Raw genomic sequence first — 17429 nt, 5'->3', positions numbered from 1 at the left:
ATATGATTTATTCTCATAAATTATCAAGCAAAAATAAAAGACATAAAAGTTTTTTAGAAGAAAAACGAAATGACCCAATTACTGGAGATAAAATTATCGAAGGAAATGAGATTGTACTTTGTGGAGCTTGTAAATCTGCTTTTTTGTTGGATTCTTGGAATTATATGGCTCATAGTCATTGTAATCAACCTTTTACGTTGAAAGAAATTCCTACCAAGCAGCATGTTGTAAAAGAAATAAAAGTACAGAAAGAGAAAGAAAGAAAATATAAATTTATACTCAAAAAGCAAAATGAGTTACTTAAGACTCTTTTAATAGTTCCAAATTTATTATTTTCATTCCCTATATTTCTTATGTCTGTTATTGAATTTAATTTTTTTATTCAATCCCCAGACTTAAGCTTGACTGCTATTGTTTTAGCATCTATCTTTACTCACTTGTTTGTTAAAAAAGCTAAAGTAAAAATCAGTAAAAATAAATTGGTACTTTCTCTACATTTTAACATAAAAACAATCTACCTATCAGAAATAGAAAAATTAGACTTTTTTAGTTCTTCAGAAGATAGAAATATATTTTTCTTAGTGATTTTTTTAGAAAGTGGAAGAACTAAAAGATTGAAGTTAATAAAAAATAAAAATCTTATTTCAGAACTAAAAGAACTACAAGAATACTTTGAAGAAAATAATCTGAGTGATAAACTTTCTGTTAGCCAACAGGCATTATAAAAATCAGCTATAAAAAATGATTTATTCTCATAAATTATCAAGCAAAAATAAAAGACACAAGAAATTTTTAGAAGAAGAACGAAATGACCCAATTACTGGAGATAAAATTATCGAAGGAAATGAGATTGTACTTTGTGGAGCTTGTAAATCTGCTTTTTTGCTGGACTCTTGGAATTATATGGCTCGTAGTCATTGTAATCAACCTTTTACGTTGAAAGAAATTCCTACCAAGCAGCACGTTGTAAAGGAGCTAGAGCCAGAGAAGGAGTATTTCTTTGATAAAGCAACAAAAACAACAATTATAGAAGAGAGAATAATTTTTAACATAGCGATGGGAGTCCTATTGTTTCCAGTTATAGTTTTTTTATCAATGAAGTTTTTGGATATGATGACTGCAAAAAAACCAAAAATAGAAGACATAAACCAACAATCAACTATTTGGCTATGGATAGTTTACATGGTTTTTATTCTTATTGTTTATTTTATACTTTATTTTTCAAAAGAATTGAGATTTGTAAAAATTACTACATCAGAACTAAGTTTTTGTAAAAAAAAGAAAAAGGCTGTACGTGAATATTATCTTTCTCAAATCGAACTCATTCGCTTTTTTATTCCACAAGAAAATTCAGCAGAAATAGAAATAACTTTATTTTTACTAGAGGAAAAGACTAAAAGTATAATCATAAAAAATTCACCTCAAGCAATTTTGGATATAAAAGAACTACAGAAGCTATTTGAGGTAGAAAATAAGATTTCATTTGTTCAAGCATATTGATTGCTACTTCCCTTTGTCGCTCACAAAAAAGAACTCTCGCTTATATCTTGTGGGGAAGCAATATTCGACTTCCAGTCGTGCATTTGTATTTGAAATTCGGATATAACTATAAATTTGTGTTCTAGTTGGTGTTCTAAACCTTTAATTCACTATTTTTTACTCAAAACTTTTGAGATACGAATAATAAATACTACTTTTGCAGTTAAATTAAATACGCTTCTAATCTATTCTAATTGAGTTTGAGTAAGAAGCTATCAAGAAAAAACTAAAACGTTTAATTGATTTAATCATCATAACGAATGGATTACGCTATTTTGAATTATTTGCTTAGTTTGTAATTCTCAATTAGCTTCGCTGAATATTCATTTCGTAATTCGTAATTAATAAATATGGCAACAACAGGCAAAATCGTTCAAGTAATTGGTCCCGTAGTGGACGTGAGTTTCGTAGATGGTACTTTACCTCATATCTTAGACGCTCTTCAAGTAACAAAAGAAGACGGTACACTCGTTGTACTAGAATGTCAGCAACACTTAGGCGAAGACCGTGTACGTACTATCTCTATGGAAGGTACTGAAGGGCTTAGACGTGGAATGGTTGTTACAAATACAGGTCAGCCAATTTCTATGCCTGTTGGAGAAGATATAAAAGGACGTTTGTTCAACGTAGTTGGAGAAGCTATTGATGGCATTCCTCAACCAAAAGGCGAACAAAGGTTACCTATTCACCGTGACCCTCCTGCTTTTGAAAACCTTTCTACTTCAACAGAAGTACTTTTTACAGGTATCAAAGTAATTGACCTTTTAGAGCCATATTCAAAAGGTGGTAAAATTGGTCTTTTTGGTGGTGCAGGTGTAGGTAAAACAGTACTTATTCAAGAGCTTATCAACAACATTGCAAAGGCTTATGCTGGTCTTTCTGTATTTGCAGGTGTGGGTGAGCGTACTCGTGAAGGAAATGACCTTCTTCGTGAGATGTTAGAATCTGGTATTGTAGATTATGGTAAAGACTTCTTACATTCTATGGAAGAAGGTGGATGGGATTTGTCTAAAGTAGATCAAGAAAAAATGAAAGACTCTAAAGCTACTTTCGTTTTTGGTCAAATGAATGAGCCTCCAGGGGCAAGAGCTAGAGTGGCTTTGTCTGGTCTTACACTTGCAGAATACTATCGTGATGGTGATGGACAAGGAAAAGGACGTGATATTCTTTTCTTTATCGACAACATTTTCCGTTTTACACAAGCAGGTTCGGAAGTATCAGCACTTTTAGGTCGTATGCCTTCTGCCGTAGGTTATCAACCAACATTAGCAACTGAAATGGGTGTAATGCAAGAGCGTATTACTTCTACTAAGCGTGGTTCAATTACATCTGTACAAGCTGTTTATGTACCTGCGGATGACTTGACTGACCCAGCTCCAGCAACGACTTTCTCTCACTTGGACGCAACAACAGTACTTTCTCGTAAGATTTCAGAGCTTGGTATTTATCCTGCCGTAGATCCATTGGATTCTACTTCACGTATTTTGAGTGCCGAAATTGTAGGTGATGAGCATTATGACACAGCACAACGTGTTAAAAACATGCTTCAACGTTACAACGAACTTCAAGATATTATTGCTATCTTGGGTATGGACGAACTTTCTGAAGAAGATAAATTAGTTGTTACTCGTGCAAGACGTGTTCAACGTTTCTTATCTCAACCGTTCCACGTAGCAGAGCAGTTTACAGGTCTTCAAGGACAATTAGTTGATATTAAAGATACTATTCGTGGATTTAATATGATTATGGATGGTGAGCTTGACCAATATCCTGAAAAAGCATTCCTTTTGAAAGGAACTATCGAACAAGTAATCGAAGCTGGTGAAAAACTTCTTAAAGAAGCAAACGCTTAAATAAAGTTAGAATTAAGAAGTCAGAATTAAGACTATAACCTCTTGATTCTGACTTTACATAAATATATAAAATTATGTTTTTGGAAATTATCACTCCAGACGATAAAGTATTTTCAGGACAAGCAACAGGTGTTTTAGTGCCAGGGTCGGAAGCAAAAGGTTCTTTCGAAGTTTTGGACAATCATGCTGCTCTTGTTAGTTCTTTGCAAGAAGGAAAAGTAAAAATACGTACCCAAGAAGGAAAAGAAGTTTTCTATACTATTAGTGGTGGCGTAATAGAAGTACTTAACAATCACGTTATTATTTTGGCAGAATCTTCTAAATTAGATGAGTTTGCTAAATAAATAATTACAACAAGAAAAAATATAAAAAAAGCCGTTTTATTCATTTTTGAGTAAAACGGTTTTCTTATTTGTAAAAAATAATTAAAAATTAAAGTTATGTTTAAAATAAAATCAAGAGTCTATTTAAAAGCCTGTTTCGTTATATTATCTATTTTTATGTTTGGTTGTGCATCAAATAACCAAACAAATAATCAAAAAACACTCAAAAAAGAAGGTGCATTTGATTATGGAGAAGTGAAAAATGGAAAATATACTAATTCTTATTTTGGACTTCAAATAGATATTCCTAAAGATTGGGCTGTTCAAAGTAAAGAACAAATAGAGCTTGTTAGGAATCTAGGCAAAGAAGTGGTAGCAGGAGATAATGAAATGATGAAAGCAATTATCAAAGCATCAGAAGTAAATTCAGCTACTTTATTACAAGTCTTTCAATACGAATTAGGTACTCCAGTAGATTATAATTCTAATTTTACTATTGTTGTTGAGAATGTAAAATTATTTCCAGCTATCAAAACAGGAGAGGATTATCTTAAAAATGTGAGCAAATTACTTCGTCAGTCACAAGTAAAATACAATCATATAGATGAAGAATTTGAAAAAGTAACTTTCTCTGGACAAGAATTTTATCTTATGAATACCAATGTAGAGTATGCAGATAAATCTATTCGTCAAAAGTACTATTCTACCATATTGAAAGGTTTTTCAGTAGGTATAGTTGCATCGTATATCACACCAGAACAAGAAAAAGAGCTTGATAATGTTATGGAGAGTTTGAAATTTAAAAATTAATAAAAAAAATAACACAAATGAATTCAAAATTATTTTCAAAAACACACTTGATTTCACCTATTATTTTTTTGTTCTTTATTTGGAGTTGCGCCCCACGTCCAAAAACAGAAGAAAAAGAAATACCTATTGCAAAAATAGAAGGGTTTAATGTAGAAAATGGCAAGTATTACAACTCAGAACTTGGCTTAGACATAGATATTCCTAAAGATTGGTTTGTACTTAGCCAACAAGGGTTAGATAGTATGATTGCCAAAATGAAAGAAGAAGCAATCAAAAAAGACCCAAGTAGAAAAGAAATTATTGAGGCTTCTGATATTGGAATGAATTATTTACTTCAAACTTTTAAATACCCACTTGAAACTTCTGAAAAATACAATCCTAGTATAGCTATTTTTGTAGAAGACGTTACAGCTGCACCTGATATTCATAGAGGAACTGATTATTTGGCTTATCTACGTAGAAGTAGGTCAAACTCAGCAGTATTAGATTTTATGCAAGATGGATTTACTTTAAAAACCTTTTCAAATAGAGATTTTTATTTTATGAATGCTTCACAAAAGTTATCTGACTATACGATTTATCAAAAGTATTATGCTGTGGTTATAAATAGGTCTGCATTAGCAATGGTTGTTTCCTATTCCACAGAAGAAGAGGGAAAAGAAATTGATAAAATTTTGGAAACTATAAATTTTGAGAAGTAATAACTAAAAATAAAAAACCATTTTAATCACTTTTTGACTAAAATGTTTTTTTATGAAAAGAGATGAAAAGTAATTTATTCCATCAAATGAATTTCTATTGTTTTTCCACCCGAAAAAATACCTGTTGGTTCTAATGTGGTAATGAATTTTATTCTATTGTAAGGAAGGTAAAGTGTAGTTTTATTTCTTTTATTTTCAATAATTACATAACTTTCCTTAAAAATAAAACCCAAAAAAGGCGAAAGAAGACAAACAGCAGGTTTTTGTACGCTAGAATCTGTTGTCAGAATATGAGTAATAATAGAAATTTGTCTAAAATCACTTATTTCCAAACTTCCCAATATTTCTTCACAAGAGTTTTTATCTAATTGAGCAAAACTAGAAACAGAACAAAAAAATAGCAAAAAAGAACAAGTAAAAAAAATAAAAACCGATTTAACAATTTTCATAAACGATAGATTATTTAAAGGATAAGTTGAAATAAATATATAATCAAGATGCAATCTCAAACTTTTGGTTGCATAATGATTAAACTTTCTTATTTCCTGTATTTTTATTCCCATTCCTAAAATGTCTTTAATTTTATTATCAAATATTCTTGTTACAGCTTTTTTGGTTGGTTTGATTTGGTTTGTGCAAATTGTTCATTACCCTATTTTTAAGGAAGTAGGCAAACAAAATTTTTATGAGTTCCACCTTGCTCATACTACAAAGTAGTAATTTTGCCAATGCTTTTAGAACTTGGACTTTCTTTTTGGCTTGTTTGGGAAGGATATGAAATAAATTATGCACTAACTACAAACGATGTGAGTAAAGAGATGATGATGAGAATGGGTAATTTCTATTTTTCTTCAATTATAGCTTTACTCCTTACTATTTCCCTTTGGATTCTGACAGCTTGGGTTTTTGTTCCTTTACATGGAAAGCTAGGGGATATAACTAAAGGCTATGATTTAGAAATAATAAAGAAATTAGTGTTTAGAAATTGGTTCAGAACTGTTTTTTGGTCGCTTCGTTTAGCTATTTTAGTTTATATATTGGTCAGAATGACAAGTGATATGTAACCAAAGTATCAAAATATTATATCTTATAGTTCTTCTAGTCAATTTATGGCTTAATTTCTACCTTAATTTTTTTATATTTGTATAAAATAATAGTAAGTGAATTTTAGAGTAGATTTCAAAGTAAATCAGAAATAGATTTTATAGGATAGAAAAGAATTTTAATCAATTTTATATTATGGCACTCAACGAAGAAATTTATAACGAAGTAAAAAAAATATTTACAGCATATTTAGAAAACAAATCATTACGCAAAACACCAGAGCGTTTTGCAATTTTAGAAGAAATTTATACACGAGGAGGACATTTTGATGTAGAATCACTTTATATTAGCATGAAAAATAAAAATTATAGAGTAAGTCGTGCGACAGTCTATAATACATTAGATTTGCTAGTAGATTGTGATTTGGTAAGCAAACATCAATTTGGTAAAAACATGGCACAGTACGAAAAGTGTTATGGCTACCGTCAGCACGATCATTTGATTTGTACCGATTGTCATAAAGTAATTGAATTTTGCGACCCACGTATTCATAATATTCAGACAATGGTAGGTGAACTTCTGAATTTTAAAGTGATGCACCATTCTTTAAATTTATATGGAGTTTGTGCTGATTGTCAAGCCAAAACACAACACGAAAACGACCAAAAAGAAAAACTCAAAGAAACAGAGAAAAATCAACCACAGAAAATCAACTAGAGAAAAAGAACTAATTAATCTTAATCATACATTTTTCATTAATTTACTCAAAAATGAATTTTACACACACGCTCAAAGACAAAGTTCTTTTCTTAGAATTAGAAGGCGATTTGTTGGGAGCAAATAAGGAAAGCGAAGTATTGGAAGTTGTCAAAGACCAAATTGAAGAGAAAGTTGCTTCTTGTGTCATCGATATCTCAAAAGTGGGATACATGAATAGTACAGGACTAAGTTTTCTTATTCGTTTGCTTACTCGTTTTAGAAATGCAGGTGGAGATTTGGTGCTTTTGAAGCCATCAGAACAAGCCAAAAAATTACTTGTTATTACAAAACTCAACAATATTTTTTCTGTTGCTCAAACAGAAGAAGAAGCTGTAAAACTATTTGACTAATACTAATCACGAACTCTTTTGCTTTTTTGTAAAAGAGTTTTTTCATGCATAAAACTAAATTTGATTTATCAAATTATTATCTTTAAATGAAGTAGAGGTTTAATTGATTAAACCAAAATACTGTTGTTCGTTTCTTTCATAGAGCAACATTCAATATAAATAACTAAAATGGATATTCTACTCGGCTTACAATGGGGTGATGAAGGCAAAGGCAAAATTGTCGATTTTTTAGCTCCTAAATATGATGTTGTGGCTCGCTTTCAAGGAGGCCCAAATGCTGGACATACACTTTTCTTCGATGGACTAAAACATGTCTTACATCAAATTCCATCTGGTATTTTTCGTCCTACAATCCAAAATGTAGTTGGAAACGGTGTTGTTTTAGATGCTGTAATTTTAAAAAGAGAAATCGAAGCTCTACAAAAATTAGATGTAGATGTAAAGAAATCATTGTTTTTCTCTAAGAAAGCACAGCTTATCTTGCCTACTCACAGAATTTTAGATGCTGCTCAAGAAAAAGCAAAAGGAAATAATAAAATCGGTTCTACATTAAAAGGAATTAGTCCTACTTATCAAGACAAAATTGGTCGTTCTGGACTTCGTTTGGGAGATACTCTATATGCTAATTTCAAAGAGCGTTATGAAGCTACTAAAACAAAACATGTAGAAAGACTTAGAGATTTGAATAATGAGGGAACAAATGAAAGTATCTTACCTTCAGATTTTCCTCACATCGAACAAGAGTTTTTTGATGCGATTGAGTTTTTGAAAGAATTCAAGATGATTGAAAGCGAGTACTTTATCGATGATGCTATCAAAGAAAAAAAGAAAGTATTAGCAGAAGGCGCACAAGGAACACTTTTAGATATTGATTTTGGTTCATACCCTTTCGTTACAAGTTCAAATACAGTTTCGGCAGGTGCTTGTACTGGTTTGGGAGTTGCACCGAGTAAAGTAAAAGAAGTATTTGGAATTTTTAAAGCCTATTGTACACGAGTAGGTAGTGGTCCTTTCCCAACAGAGTTAGAAGATGAAACAGGAGAAGCTCTTCGAAAATTTGGAGGCGAGTTTGGAGCAACAACAGGAAGACCTCGTCGTTGTGGTTGGTTAGATTTGCCTTCCTTAAACTATGCTGTTATGATAAATGGAGTTACTCAACTTTTTATGATGAAAACGGATGTTCTTACGCCATTTGATGAAATAAAAGTATGTACACATTACAAATTAGAAGATGGAACAATTACAGATAGAATTCCCCACGATATTGTAAATCAAAAAATAGAACCAATTTACAAAACATTTAAAGGTTGGGAAGATATTAGAGAAGGAATTACTTCTTTTGAGCAACTTCCTGAAAATTTACAAACTTACATTCAGTTTATAGAAGAAAATGTAGGCGCACCAATTACGCTTGTTTCTTTTGGTCCTGAAAGAAATGCAACACTTATGAAAGATGAGTTGCAAGTAGTTTAGAATTTTTTAGTAAAAAAACAGCACACTTCTTATAAAAAGTAATTGCTGATAGATTGAATAGAAAAGCCACTTTTATGTTATTATAAAAGTGGCTTTTATTAAAATAATCAAGTGTGTTTTTGTTGGTCATCACAACAGAAAAGCAAAATTAAAGACCAATAAAGACTACGATAAAAAAGTTAAATGAAATTAGAGATGAGTTTCAAAATTGGAATATTAAGTTCGATTAAATCAAAAACACAAGCAAGCTTGGAAAAATCGATAAAAAAGAATATTTTTAAGAAAAAATCGTCAATTAAGTAACTGAGCAAAATAAAACATATCTAAAAAAGAATTAGAAAATGGAAATTTAAACTGTCAAGACATTTTTGAGGTGTCTGACAATTTAGCCCAACATAGCTGTCTGACACTCTGAAGTGTCTGACAGGGAATTACCACAATTTAGGTATATGTATGAAAGTTTATTTTGTTTATAAATAAGTTGTATTTAATTTCCCCAAAAATGAAAAAAATCATTTTACTATTTATCCTTTCTCTTGTTTTTAATCAATTATTGGCACAAGAAGGTAATATTCATAACAGAGCTTCTAATACGTTAGTGGAGTTTAACGAAATAATTGACTTCTATAATAATGAAAACAAAAAAGGAGGTCAAGATTCTGATGTAAATACTTATGCTTCAACTTTTGGATACTTAAGTTTAATTGAAGGTAATGGAGAAATAAGACAAATATCTGATACAAAATTAAATTGGTTAAATTCAATTTTTAAGTCGTTGAGTATCCCTCAAAAAGCTAGTGACTTATTTCAAGAGGAAGTATTGATTGAATCAAATAATAAAAAGTATTGGTTGCCATTACAAAAAGGACTAGTTGGTTACTGGAGAGAGGAAGTAAAACCGAATACTAAAATATTAATCTATTTAAGAACTTTTGGTTCAATAAAAGATTTAGATGAAAACAAATGGTTATTTACCATTAATTCATTTACTACTAATTACTATGATGTACTTTGGGAAGAGGTACTTAATAGCTTTGATACTAATGATTCGACAAATGCTTTAAACTGTATAGATAAATTAATAGAACTAAATCCTAAAGATGGAAGGAACTTTTCAATGCTGGGGTTTTATTACTATGATAAAGCCTATCCTTCAAATACAGAATTATTAAAAAAAGCTGACTTATGTTATTCAAAAGCAATTGAATTAACTCCAAATGATAGTTATGTGTATTATCAAAGAGCATTAGTGAAAATGCAACTATCTGAATACTTTAAAGCTTGGGATAATATTGAAATTGCTAGAAAATTAGGAGAAGAAAATATCGAAGAGAATAAATTGGCAGAATTGGAAAATAAACTTGCTTATACAGAATATTTGAAGTCAAAAGACTAAACACAATACAGTATATCCAAACAATTTTTGTAAAATTTTGATTTTTACTCCGTAGGAGTTGTATAGCATTTTTTACTACCTATTCTAAATACTACCAATGTGTAGTTCCTAACGGAACAGAATACAGTTTCTAGCTTCTTAACTTTGCTACCAATATCAAGTTTCTACGGAACAGAAAGGCAAATAAGTCTATTAATGAGCTGTAATTTAACTACCCATGTTACACGCTCCACAAAAATTGTCAGATAACAAAAAAATACTGCTTTCTGAATAAATCAAAAAGCAGTATTTTACTATAAATTTATAAATCTAAGATTTTATTTAAACTTCTTGATTTCTCCAGATTTGATTTTCCTAAAATATTCTCTCAAATCCTTCCGTACCTCTGGTGACAAGATTATTAGACCTAAAATATTTGGAAATGCCATTCCCAAAATCATCATATCTGAAAAATCTACTACTGCACCTAGTTCGATAGAAGCTCCAATTACAACGAAAACTAAGAAAACACCTTTATAAACAAGACTTGCTATTTTGCCTTGTCCGAAAAGATAAGCCCAAGCTCTCTCTCCATAATAAGACCAAGAAATCATGGTAGAAAAAGCAAACAAAACAATAGCAATCGTCAATACATAAGGAAACCAAGGAATTGATTTTCCAAAGGCTTTTGAAGTCAAGATTGCACCTGATAAACCTTCTGTATTTGCATATTCTCCTGTAAAAATAATAACAAGTGCCGTCATTGTACAAACAATAACTGTATCAATAAATGGTTCTAAAAGAGCTACAATTCCTTCACTTACAGGCTCATCTGTTTTGGCAGCCGAGTGAGCAATAGAAGCCGAACCTACACCAGCTTCATTAGAGAAAGCAGCACGACGGAAACCTTGAATCAAAACACCAATAAAACCACCAGCAGCAGCTTCAGCATTGAAAGCACCATCAAAAATAAGCATAAAGGCATCTCCAACAGAAGCAATATTTATTACAATTACGATAAGAGCAGCCAAAACATAAATACCACACATAAACGGAACAATCTTATCCGTTACTTTAGCAATACTCTTGATTCCTCCAATAATTACAATTCCTACTAAGACAGCAAAACCAACTCCAAACCAAACTCCATTACCTACTAAAGCAGGAATTTGTCCTTCAAGTTGTGCAAAGGCTTGGTTTACTTGGAACATATTTCCACCACCAAAAGAACCTCCAATACAAAGAACTGCAAAAGTAACAGCTAGAATTTTACCTAATGTTCCTAGACGTTTTTTGGCAAGTCCTTGACTCAAATAATACATAGGGCCTCCAAAAACAGTCCCTTCTTTATCAATAATTCTATATTTTACACCGAGTGTACATTCTACAAACTTAGAAGACATTCCTAAAAAGCCTGCTGTAATCATCCAAAAAGTAGCACCAGGTCCTCCGATAGAAATTGCAATAGCTACACTAGCAATATTTCCCAAACCAACTGTTGCAGAAAGTGCCGTAGTAAGTGCTTGAAAGTGAGAAACTTCTCCTGCATCGTGATTAGGGTCATCAAATTTTCCACTTACCAAATCAATAGCATGTTTGAAACCTCTAAAATTGATAAAGTTCATTTTGAAAGTAAAATAAATTGCTCCCAAAACAAGCCAAAAAACAACTAAAGGAATTGATTTTGTTTGAGGTGTGCCGTTAGGGTGTAAAAGAGCTTGTACTTGGTCATAATCTATAATTCCTAAAACGCCACCATTTGTACGTACAACATCTCTAGCATCTTTATTTTGATTGACATCATAAACAGTCATTCCTTCTTTAAGAGCAATATTTACTGTGCCATCAAATTGTGCATAAATTTCTCTATCTCCTTTATTTGAACTTACAGTAGCAATCAAATCACCTTTTTTTACTTTTGCTTTATCTGCAACAAGCCATTTTTTGACAGTAATTTTAGTAAGCGACTTATCCATAATAAAAGGAGGTTTTATTTTTCCTTCTTTTACTTCAATTTTTGGGTCATAGATTCCTATGGCAGCAAAAGGGTCAAAAAATAAGACCGTTGCCATTGCATTTACTAGAGGCGTAAAAGTTGCGTTTAGATTTTCACCACCCGACTCGGCTTCTACAATAATACTAAAGGTTGCTTCTTGGTCGGCTGCATCAATTACTTTCAACGAAACTGTTGCGCCTTCAGTATTTCCTTTACAGGTATCAGCTACAATTGGAGTGGCTGTATTTGACCATTGATAACGATAGGGAGGTGTTCCTCCTTCTATTTTTGCAACTACGATTCCGTCATTTATACTAGGACTTGGATTGATAGTTTCTAATCTTCCTGTGGGTTTGTCTTGTGAGAAAGCAGAAAAGGAAAAAAGAACAGAAAAAAGTAGGGTAAATAAAAAAATACTACTCTTTTGTAATAGCTTTTTTGGTGGAAATTTCTTTTGTACGGAATAAATCATAAGGAAATACAATTATATTTTGATAAACTTGAGTTAATTGAAATAATGTTTGTGAAATACTACAAACCTATTAGATATGCAAATTAAGGCAAAATTTACTTTATATAACATAAAAGTTACTAAAAAAGGTGTATTTTAAGAATTGAATGACTTTATTTTGGACAAAATACAATCTATTCGAACAAAAAAGTAGAATTATCAAACTGTTTTCTTAAAATATCTTTTTTCAAAAAACCTAATTTGATAAGTTAGATTGTTATACTTTAAACACATCATAGAGCTTTAATTATTTAAGTAGGAATATAATTTTATTGAGCAGAAAAGCACTCTAGAATATAAGTTTTTTGGTTCTTTATGAATTCGGTTGCAAATACACTTTATCACTAAAAATAAATCGTATCATTTTCTTGAAATTATGAGTGTATCTAAATCCTCTAGCTACTCTTTTAATTACCTGTATAGTTGAATTAATTCCCTCTAAAATACCATTTGTTAGTTTAGAAGAAAAGTAATTTATAATACCTTCAAAATGACGATATATTGTCTTTGTGAATGGATTTTTGGGTTTTATTTCTTCTGCAAAATCAGCCATAAACAGTAATTGTGCTTTGGCTTCTTCTATTGATTTGTTCTCGTAAAAACTTTCAAGTTTTTCCATACTAAGTACTAGACTATCATAAATTGGTGTTTTCTTTAACTTTTCTAAGTGTTTGTATAATAACTTAATTACATGCCATTTATCAAAAGTAAGAGCTGCATTTGGAAAATATTCATTGGCTGCACTAATGAAAGCAGGAGACATATCAATAGAAATCTCCTTTACTGTATTAGGATTAGGATGGTGTAGAGCTAATTGCTCAAAAGTAGCCCCTGATTTCCCATCTTCTATTGCAATTATTTTTGAAGTTTCCATATCTATAAAAGAAGTGATATAATCATGTCCTTTTTTAGTAGAAGTTTCATCTGCTCCTATTTTTCTAACTGCTCCTAGAGGTGGATTTTCATTTAAGTCTTGCGTATAATAGTGATAAATGTGTTCCACTCGCTGTGTATAAATACCTAGTTGTTTAGCTACTTTTTGAAAACAATGATATATTTTTAGTAAATCCATTACTTTTTGCTCATAAAGTAGAGTAAAACGAGAAAACTCTCTAGAAAAATCTACTTTAAGTTGAGAAGTTTCTTTAGTAATTTTGTTTTGATAAATAGGTAGTTTACAATGAATAAAACAGCGATATTCAAAAATATTTAAATGCTCCCACTCTCTATCTTTATAGCTATGAATACGCCAGTCTTCAAAAGCAGAAGGACGGTAAGTAGAACAAACTTCAACATAAACATGAACCTTTTTGGCTAATTCATCTTTATCAATTTGACGAATATGAAAAGGAGCGACAATATGTAATAATTCATCAAAAACAATTACACTATCCATAAAAATGATATTTGTAATAAAGAGAAAATAAATGCTAATTTAAACATTTGCAACTAAAATCATAAAGAACCAGTTTTTTTTAGTTTCTTTTAAAGAAATATTTTACCTTTGATTCCTAATTTGAAAAAACTTAATTTAGTGTAAAATGACTTTAAAAGATAGTTTATATCGTGATAAAAATAGTATTGGTTTTCTAAGAATTCTTTTAGCAACATTTGTAGTAATAGAACATGCTTATGTTTTTTCTCCTTTAGCAGAAGAGCCTATGGGTAAAATAATAAAAGGGCTTAGCTTTGGAAACTTAGGAGTTTATGGTTTTTTTGTAATTAGTGGTTATCTCATAACTGCTAGTTTTATTCATTCTAAATCACTTACTGGTTTTTTTTGGCGTAGAGTGCTACGTATTTTTCCAGCTTTTTGGGTTTGTCTTTTGCTTACAGTTTTCTTATTTGCTCCTATTATTTATTATACCCTAAACTCAACACTAGAAGGGTATTGGTTTGGAAGTCCAGAAAACTCTCCTTTTGGTTACTTATACAAAAACATGTTGTTATCTATTTATCAGCTAGATATTAATAATATGATGACAAACAATGCAGAAAATGGTATCTTGGCTGCAACATGTTTAAATGTTTCTCTTTGGACTCTTATTCATGAATTTAGGTTATATATTTTAACTGGGGTTATAGGTTTTTTCTTACTCAAAAATCCTAAAAGACACTGGATATTTTTTGTAATTTTTGTTTTATATACACTACACCATTTTTTAGACCCTTTAAAAAGTAGGATTTTATATAAATTATATACAAATAACGCAACTGTACTTTTACCTGTTTATTTTTTTATAGGCTCTTGTTTTTATCTACTTCGTGATAAAATAAGAATAAATACACTCGGAATCGTAATAGCAATTTTAATAACAGTTATTAGTGTTTATTTTAAATTTAATTATTATATATTTCCTTTTACTTATGCCTATATTTTACTTTGGTTGGCTGTAAAATTACCTTTTAAAGACTGGGAGAGAAAATATGGAGATTATTCTTATGGGATTTATATTTATTCTTTTGTTATTCAGCAAATTTTTATATTAAAAGGCTGGATCATTAATATGCACCCTTTAGTTTTTAGTCTCATTTCATTACTTGCCACACTGCCTTTTGCTTTCTTAAGTTGGAAATTGATAGAAAAACCTGTATTACGTTTAAAGGATTGGAATATGAGAAAAGAGTATAGTAATTTTTTTGATAAGAAAGCTCAATCAGATATAGTATAAAACTCTATCTTAATCAAAAATTAAACTTGTAAATTTTAATACAAAATGACTTTAAAGGACAGTTTACATCGTGATAAAAATAGTATTGGTTTTCTAAGAGTTCTTTTAGCAACATTTGTAGTAATACAACATGCTTATGTTCTTCGTCCTTTAGGAAAAGAACCTGTTGGTAAAATAGTAGAGGGACTTAGCTTTGGAAATTTGGGAGTTTATGGTTTTTTTATAATTAGTGGTTATCTCATAACTGCTAGTTTTATTCATTCTAAATCACTTACTGGTTTTTTTTGGCGTAGAGTGCTACGTATTTTTCCAGCTTTTTGGGTTTGTCTTTTACTTACAGTTTTTTTATTTGCTCCTATTATTTATTATACCCTAAACTCAACACTAGAAGGGTATTGGTTTGGAAGTCCAGAAAATTCTCCTTTTGGTTATTTATATAAAAATATTCTGTTGTCTATTTATCAGTTAGATATTAATAATATGATGGCAAATAATACAGAAAAAGGTATATTAGCTGCAAATAGTTTGAATGGCTCACTATGGACTCTTATTCATGAGTTTCGATTATATATTTTAACTGGAATTATAGGTTTTTTCTTATTCAAAAATCCTAAAAGACACTGGATATTTTTTGTAATTTTTGTTTTATATACACTACATCATTTTTTAGATCCTTTAAAAAGTAGAATTTTATACAAACTATATACAAGTAACGGAACCGTCCTTTTGCCTGTTTATTTTTTTATAGGTGCTTGTTTTTATCTACTGCGTGATAAAATAAAAATTAATACAATAGGAATTGTGATAGCAATTTTAATAACAGCTATTAGTGTTTATTTTAAATTTAATTATTATATATTTCCTTTTACTTATGCCTATATTTTACTTTGGTTGGCAGTAAAACTACCTTTTACAGATTGGGAGAGAAGGTATGGAGATTATTCTTATGGGATTTATATTTATTCTTTTGTTATTCAGCAAATTTTTATAGTAAAAGGTTGGACAACTAATATGCACCCTTTAGTCTTTAGTGTAGTATCATTAGTTATTACTCTTCCTTTTGCTTTCTTGAGTTGGAAGTTGATAGAAAAACCTGTATTACGTTTGAAAGATTGGAATATGAGAAAGGAGTATAGTAAATTTTTTGATAAGAAAGCTCAATCAGACATAGTATAATATATAGGAGTTATGCACCTTAACCCTTACGTAATTTTAACTTTAGTTTCTAGTTATCTAATATTGAACTAAAATTACACAATAAAACTATTAGAATAAACCCCACGTAACATTAGAGTATTTAACTTCTTCTATGTTTTTTATCATAGCAACTCTTATTTTCTTTTTAAGTAGTTAGCTAATACAAATTTGTTAATTTGAATTTATAGTACAATTTTTCAAAAATGAGCTTTTCCCTTGACAATCGTCGTTTTCCAAAGAAAAACAGACGTTGGCAATGGGAATTGTGACTGTAAAATTGTACGATCCAACTACTTAATTCGATATTTGATAAGAAAAAAAGTATAAATAAATATTTATCAAAAAAAATAATTTGTTTTCATTATCACAAATCTCCTTTTATGTTTAATTTAATTGCTTCTTCGTTTGGTGGAGATATTCCTATCGATTTGCTTATAGATTTTATCCTTCCTCTTGGGATAGTTTTTTTATTTTATGTTGTTCGTGGTGTTTGTTTGTGGGTAATCTTCAAAAAAGCAGACAAAACACCTTGGACTGGGCTTATTCCTATTCTTAATTTTGTCATTTTACTAGACATTACTGAAAAGCCTAAAGGTTGGATATTTGGTTTGTTTTTCCCTCTCCTAAACTATATTTTATACTTTTATATATATATAGAACTTGCCAAAAAATTTGATAAAAATGCTTGGTTTGGTGTTGGAATGGTTCTTTTGCCATTTATTTTTCTTCCAATGCTTGCCTTTGGTGATGCAAAAATCAAAGGAAAAAAAGAGGTCTTTTATGACGATGATATTTTAGATAGAGGGTAATTTTTTATTGTTTTTGT

18 protein-coding genes are annotated in these 17429 nt (G+C 30.3%); 15 read left to right on the top strand and 3 right to left on the bottom strand.

The genetic code is table 11. The features are described 5' to 3' along the window. Positions 1–2: 2 nt before the first annotated feature. The 6 genes from ACE193_RS20645 to ACE193_RS20620 all read left to right on the top strand — a co-directional run bounded on the left by ACE193_RS20645 (position 3) and on the right by ACE193_RS20620 (position 5226). Entirely contained in the window at positions 3–725 is a 723-nt protein-coding gene (locus tag ACE193_RS20645; RefSeq protein ID WP_375560101.1) for a hypothetical protein, read from the top strand. A gap of 16 nt (positions 726–741) precedes the next feature. Next, positions 742–1500, top strand: a complete 759-nt coding sequence (locus ACE193_RS20640; RefSeq protein ID WP_375560100.1) for a hypothetical protein — start codon at positions 742–744, stop codon at positions 1498–1500. 389 nt (positions 1501–1889) lie between these two features. Further along, on the top strand, positions 1890–3392 hold the full coding sequence (gene atpD, locus ACE193_RS20635) for a F0F1 ATP synthase subunit beta (protein WP_375560099.1): 1503 nt from the start codon (positions 1890–1892) through the stop codon (positions 3390–3392). Between the two features lie 74 nt (positions 3393–3466). Continuing rightward, on the top strand, positions 3467–3736 hold the full coding sequence (gene atpC / locus ACE193_RS20630; RefSeq protein ID WP_375560098.1) for an ATP synthase F1 subunit epsilon: 270 nt from the start codon (positions 3467–3469) through the stop codon (positions 3734–3736). Between the two features lie 96 nt (positions 3737–3832). Next, on the top strand, positions 3833–4525 hold the full coding sequence (locus ACE193_RS20625; RefSeq protein ID WP_375560097.1) for a hypothetical protein: 693 nt from the start codon (positions 3833–3835) through the stop codon (positions 4523–4525). 17 nt (positions 4526–4542) lie between these two features. Further along, positions 4543–5226, top strand: coding sequence for a hypothetical protein (locus ACE193_RS20620; protein ID WP_375560096.1), 684 nt, complete (start codon positions 4543–4545; stop codon positions 5224–5226). A gap of 74 nt (positions 5227–5300) precedes the next feature. Here ACE193_RS20620 and ACE193_RS20615 read toward each other — a convergent pair whose 3' ends face one another. Further along, on the bottom strand, positions 5301–5675 hold the full coding sequence (locus tag ACE193_RS20615) for a hypothetical protein (RefSeq protein ID WP_375560095.1): 375 nt from the start codon (positions 5673–5675) through the stop codon (positions 5301–5303). 121 nt (positions 5676–5796) lie between these two features. On the opposite strand from ACE193_RS20615, the gene ACE193_RS20610 reads away from it, so the two are divergent. The 6 genes from ACE193_RS20610 (at position 5797) to ACE193_RS20585 (ending at position 10248) form a co-directional block, all read left to right on the top strand. Then, positions 5797–5943, top strand: a complete 147-nt coding sequence (locus ACE193_RS20610) for a hypothetical protein (protein ID WP_375560094.1) — start codon at positions 5797–5799, stop codon at positions 5941–5943. A gap of 11 nt (positions 5944–5954) precedes the next feature. Then, positions 5955–6290 carry a hypothetical protein gene (locus ACE193_RS20605; protein WP_375560093.1) on the top strand — a complete coding sequence of 112 codons (336 nt, stop codon included), beginning with the start codon at positions 5955–5957 and terminating at the stop codon, positions 6288–6290. A 175-nt stretch (positions 6291–6465) separates the two neighbouring features. Further along, positions 6466–6987, top strand: a complete 522-nt coding sequence (locus tag ACE193_RS20600; RefSeq protein ID WP_375560092.1) for a Fur family transcriptional regulator — start codon at positions 6466–6468, stop codon at positions 6985–6987. A gap of 53 nt (positions 6988–7040) precedes the next feature. Beyond that, complete coding sequence (locus ACE193_RS20595; RefSeq protein ID WP_375560091.1) at positions 7041–7379, top strand: STAS domain-containing protein; 339 nt, start codon at positions 7041–7043, stop codon at positions 7377–7379. Positions 7380–7547: 168 nt separating this feature from the next. Continuing rightward, positions 7548–8852 (top strand): adenylosuccinate synthase, encoded by a 1305-nt coding sequence (locus ACE193_RS20590; protein WP_375560090.1) that lies wholly within the window; start codon positions 7548–7550, stop codon positions 8850–8852. Positions 8853–9354: 502 nt separating this feature from the next. Continuing rightward, positions 9355–10248, top strand: coding sequence for a tetratricopeptide repeat protein (locus ACE193_RS20585; RefSeq protein WP_375560089.1), 894 nt, complete (start codon positions 9355–9357; stop codon positions 10246–10248). A 317-nt stretch (positions 10249–10565) separates the two neighbouring features. Here the strand turns inward: ACE193_RS20585 and ACE193_RS20580 are convergent, their stop codons facing one another. Both ACE193_RS20580 and ACE193_RS20575 read right to left on the bottom strand, forming a co-directional pair. Further along, on the bottom strand, positions 10566–12695 hold the full coding sequence (locus ACE193_RS20580) for an amino acid carrier protein (protein WP_375560088.1): 2130 nt from the start codon (positions 12693–12695) through the stop codon (positions 10566–10568). A 352-nt stretch (positions 12696–13047) separates the two neighbouring features. Further along, positions 13048–14130 carry a transposase gene (locus ACE193_RS20575; RefSeq protein WP_375558860.1) on the bottom strand — a complete coding sequence of 361 codons (1083 nt, stop codon included), beginning with the start codon at positions 14128–14130 and terminating at the stop codon, positions 13048–13050. 145 nt (positions 14131–14275) lie between these two features. Here ACE193_RS20575 and ACE193_RS20570 point away from each other — a divergent pair, with 145 nt between their 5' ends. From ACE193_RS20570 to ACE193_RS20560, 3 genes are all read left to right on the top strand, one after another. Next, the gene (locus ACE193_RS20570; protein WP_375560087.1) at positions 14276–15406 is read left to right on the top strand and encodes an acyltransferase family protein; all 1131 of its coding nucleotides are present in this window, start codon (positions 14276–14278) and stop codon (positions 15404–15406) included. 45 nt (positions 15407–15451) lie between these two features. Further along, positions 15452–16582 carry an acyltransferase family protein gene (locus ACE193_RS20565; protein ID WP_375560086.1) on the top strand — a complete coding sequence of 377 codons (1131 nt, stop codon included), beginning with the start codon at positions 15452–15454 and terminating at the stop codon, positions 16580–16582. A gap of 401 nt (positions 16583–16983) precedes the next feature. Then, positions 16984–17412 (top strand): DUF5684 domain-containing protein, encoded by a 429-nt coding sequence (locus tag ACE193_RS20560; protein ID WP_375560085.1) that lies wholly within the window; start codon positions 16984–16986, stop codon positions 17410–17412. Positions 17413–17429: the final 17 nt, after the last annotated feature.

Source organism: Bernardetia aquimarina (genome assembly GCF_042180575.1).
Taxonomy (GTDB): domain Bacteria; phylum Bacteroidota; class Bacteroidia; order Cytophagales; family Bernardetiaceae; genus Bernardetia.
Note: the sequence above shows the minus strand (reverse complement) of the source record. Positions and strands in the feature narration are given on the sequence as shown.

Excerpts from the sequence above, each read along its gene's own strand:
- ACE193_RS20570 (WP_375560087.1), top strand. The coding sequence starts at position 14,276 with ATGACTTTAAAAGATAGTTTATATCGTGATAAAAATAGTATTGGTTTT.
- ACE193_RS20595 (WP_375560091.1), top strand. The coding sequence starts at position 7,041 with ATGAATTTTACACACACGCTCAAAGACAAAGTTCTTTTCTTAGAATTA.
- ACE193_RS20640 (WP_375560100.1), top strand. The coding sequence starts at position 742 with ATGATTTATTCTCATAAATTATCAAGCAAAAATAAAAGACACAAGAAA.
- ACE193_RS20645 (WP_375560101.1), top strand. The coding sequence starts at position 3 with ATGATTTATTCTCATAAATTATCAAGCAAAAATAAAAGACATAAAAGT.
- ACE193_RS20585 (WP_375560089.1), top strand. The coding sequence starts at position 9,355 with ATGAAAAAAATCATTTTACTATTTATCCTTTCTCTTGTTTTTAATCAA.
- ACE193_RS20575 (WP_375558860.1), bottom strand. The coding sequence starts at position 14,130 with ATGGATAGTGTAATTGTTTTTGATGAATTATTACATATTGTCGCTCCT.
- atpD (WP_375560099.1), top strand. The coding sequence starts at position 1,890 with ATGGCAACAACAGGCAAAATCGTTCAAGTAATTGGTCCCGTAGTGGAC.
- ACE193_RS20610 (WP_375560094.1), top strand. The coding sequence starts at position 5,797 with ATGTCTTTAATTTTATTATCAAATATTCTTGTTACAGCTTTTTTGGTT.
- ACE193_RS20600 (WP_375560092.1), top strand. The coding sequence starts at position 6,466 with ATGGCACTCAACGAAGAAATTTATAACGAAGTAAAAAAAATATTTACA.
- ACE193_RS20625 (WP_375560097.1), top strand. The coding sequence starts at position 3,833 with ATGTTTAAAATAAAATCAAGAGTCTATTTAAAAGCCTGTTTCGTTATA.
- ACE193_RS20580 (WP_375560088.1), bottom strand. The coding sequence starts at position 12,695 with ATGATTTATTCCGTACAAAAGAAATTTCCACCAAAAAAGCTATTACAA.
- ACE193_RS20560 (WP_375560085.1), top strand. The coding sequence starts at position 16,984 with ATGTTTAATTTAATTGCTTCTTCGTTTGGTGGAGATATTCCTATCGAT.
- ACE193_RS20565 (WP_375560086.1), top strand. The coding sequence starts at position 15,452 with ATGACTTTAAAGGACAGTTTACATCGTGATAAAAATAGTATTGGTTTT.
- ACE193_RS20590 (WP_375560090.1), top strand. The coding sequence starts at position 7,548 with ATGGATATTCTACTCGGCTTACAATGGGGTGATGAAGGCAAAGGCAAA.
- ACE193_RS20605 (WP_375560093.1), top strand. The coding sequence starts at position 5,955 with ATGCTTTTAGAACTTGGACTTTCTTTTTGGCTTGTTTGGGAAGGATAT.
- ACE193_RS20620 (WP_375560096.1), top strand. The coding sequence starts at position 4,543 with ATGAATTCAAAATTATTTTCAAAAACACACTTGATTTCACCTATTATT.
- atpC (WP_375560098.1), top strand. The coding sequence starts at position 3,467 with ATGTTTTTGGAAATTATCACTCCAGACGATAAAGTATTTTCAGGACAA.
- ACE193_RS20615 (WP_375560095.1), bottom strand. The coding sequence starts at position 5,675 with ATGAAAATTGTTAAATCGGTTTTTATTTTTTTTACTTGTTCTTTTTTG.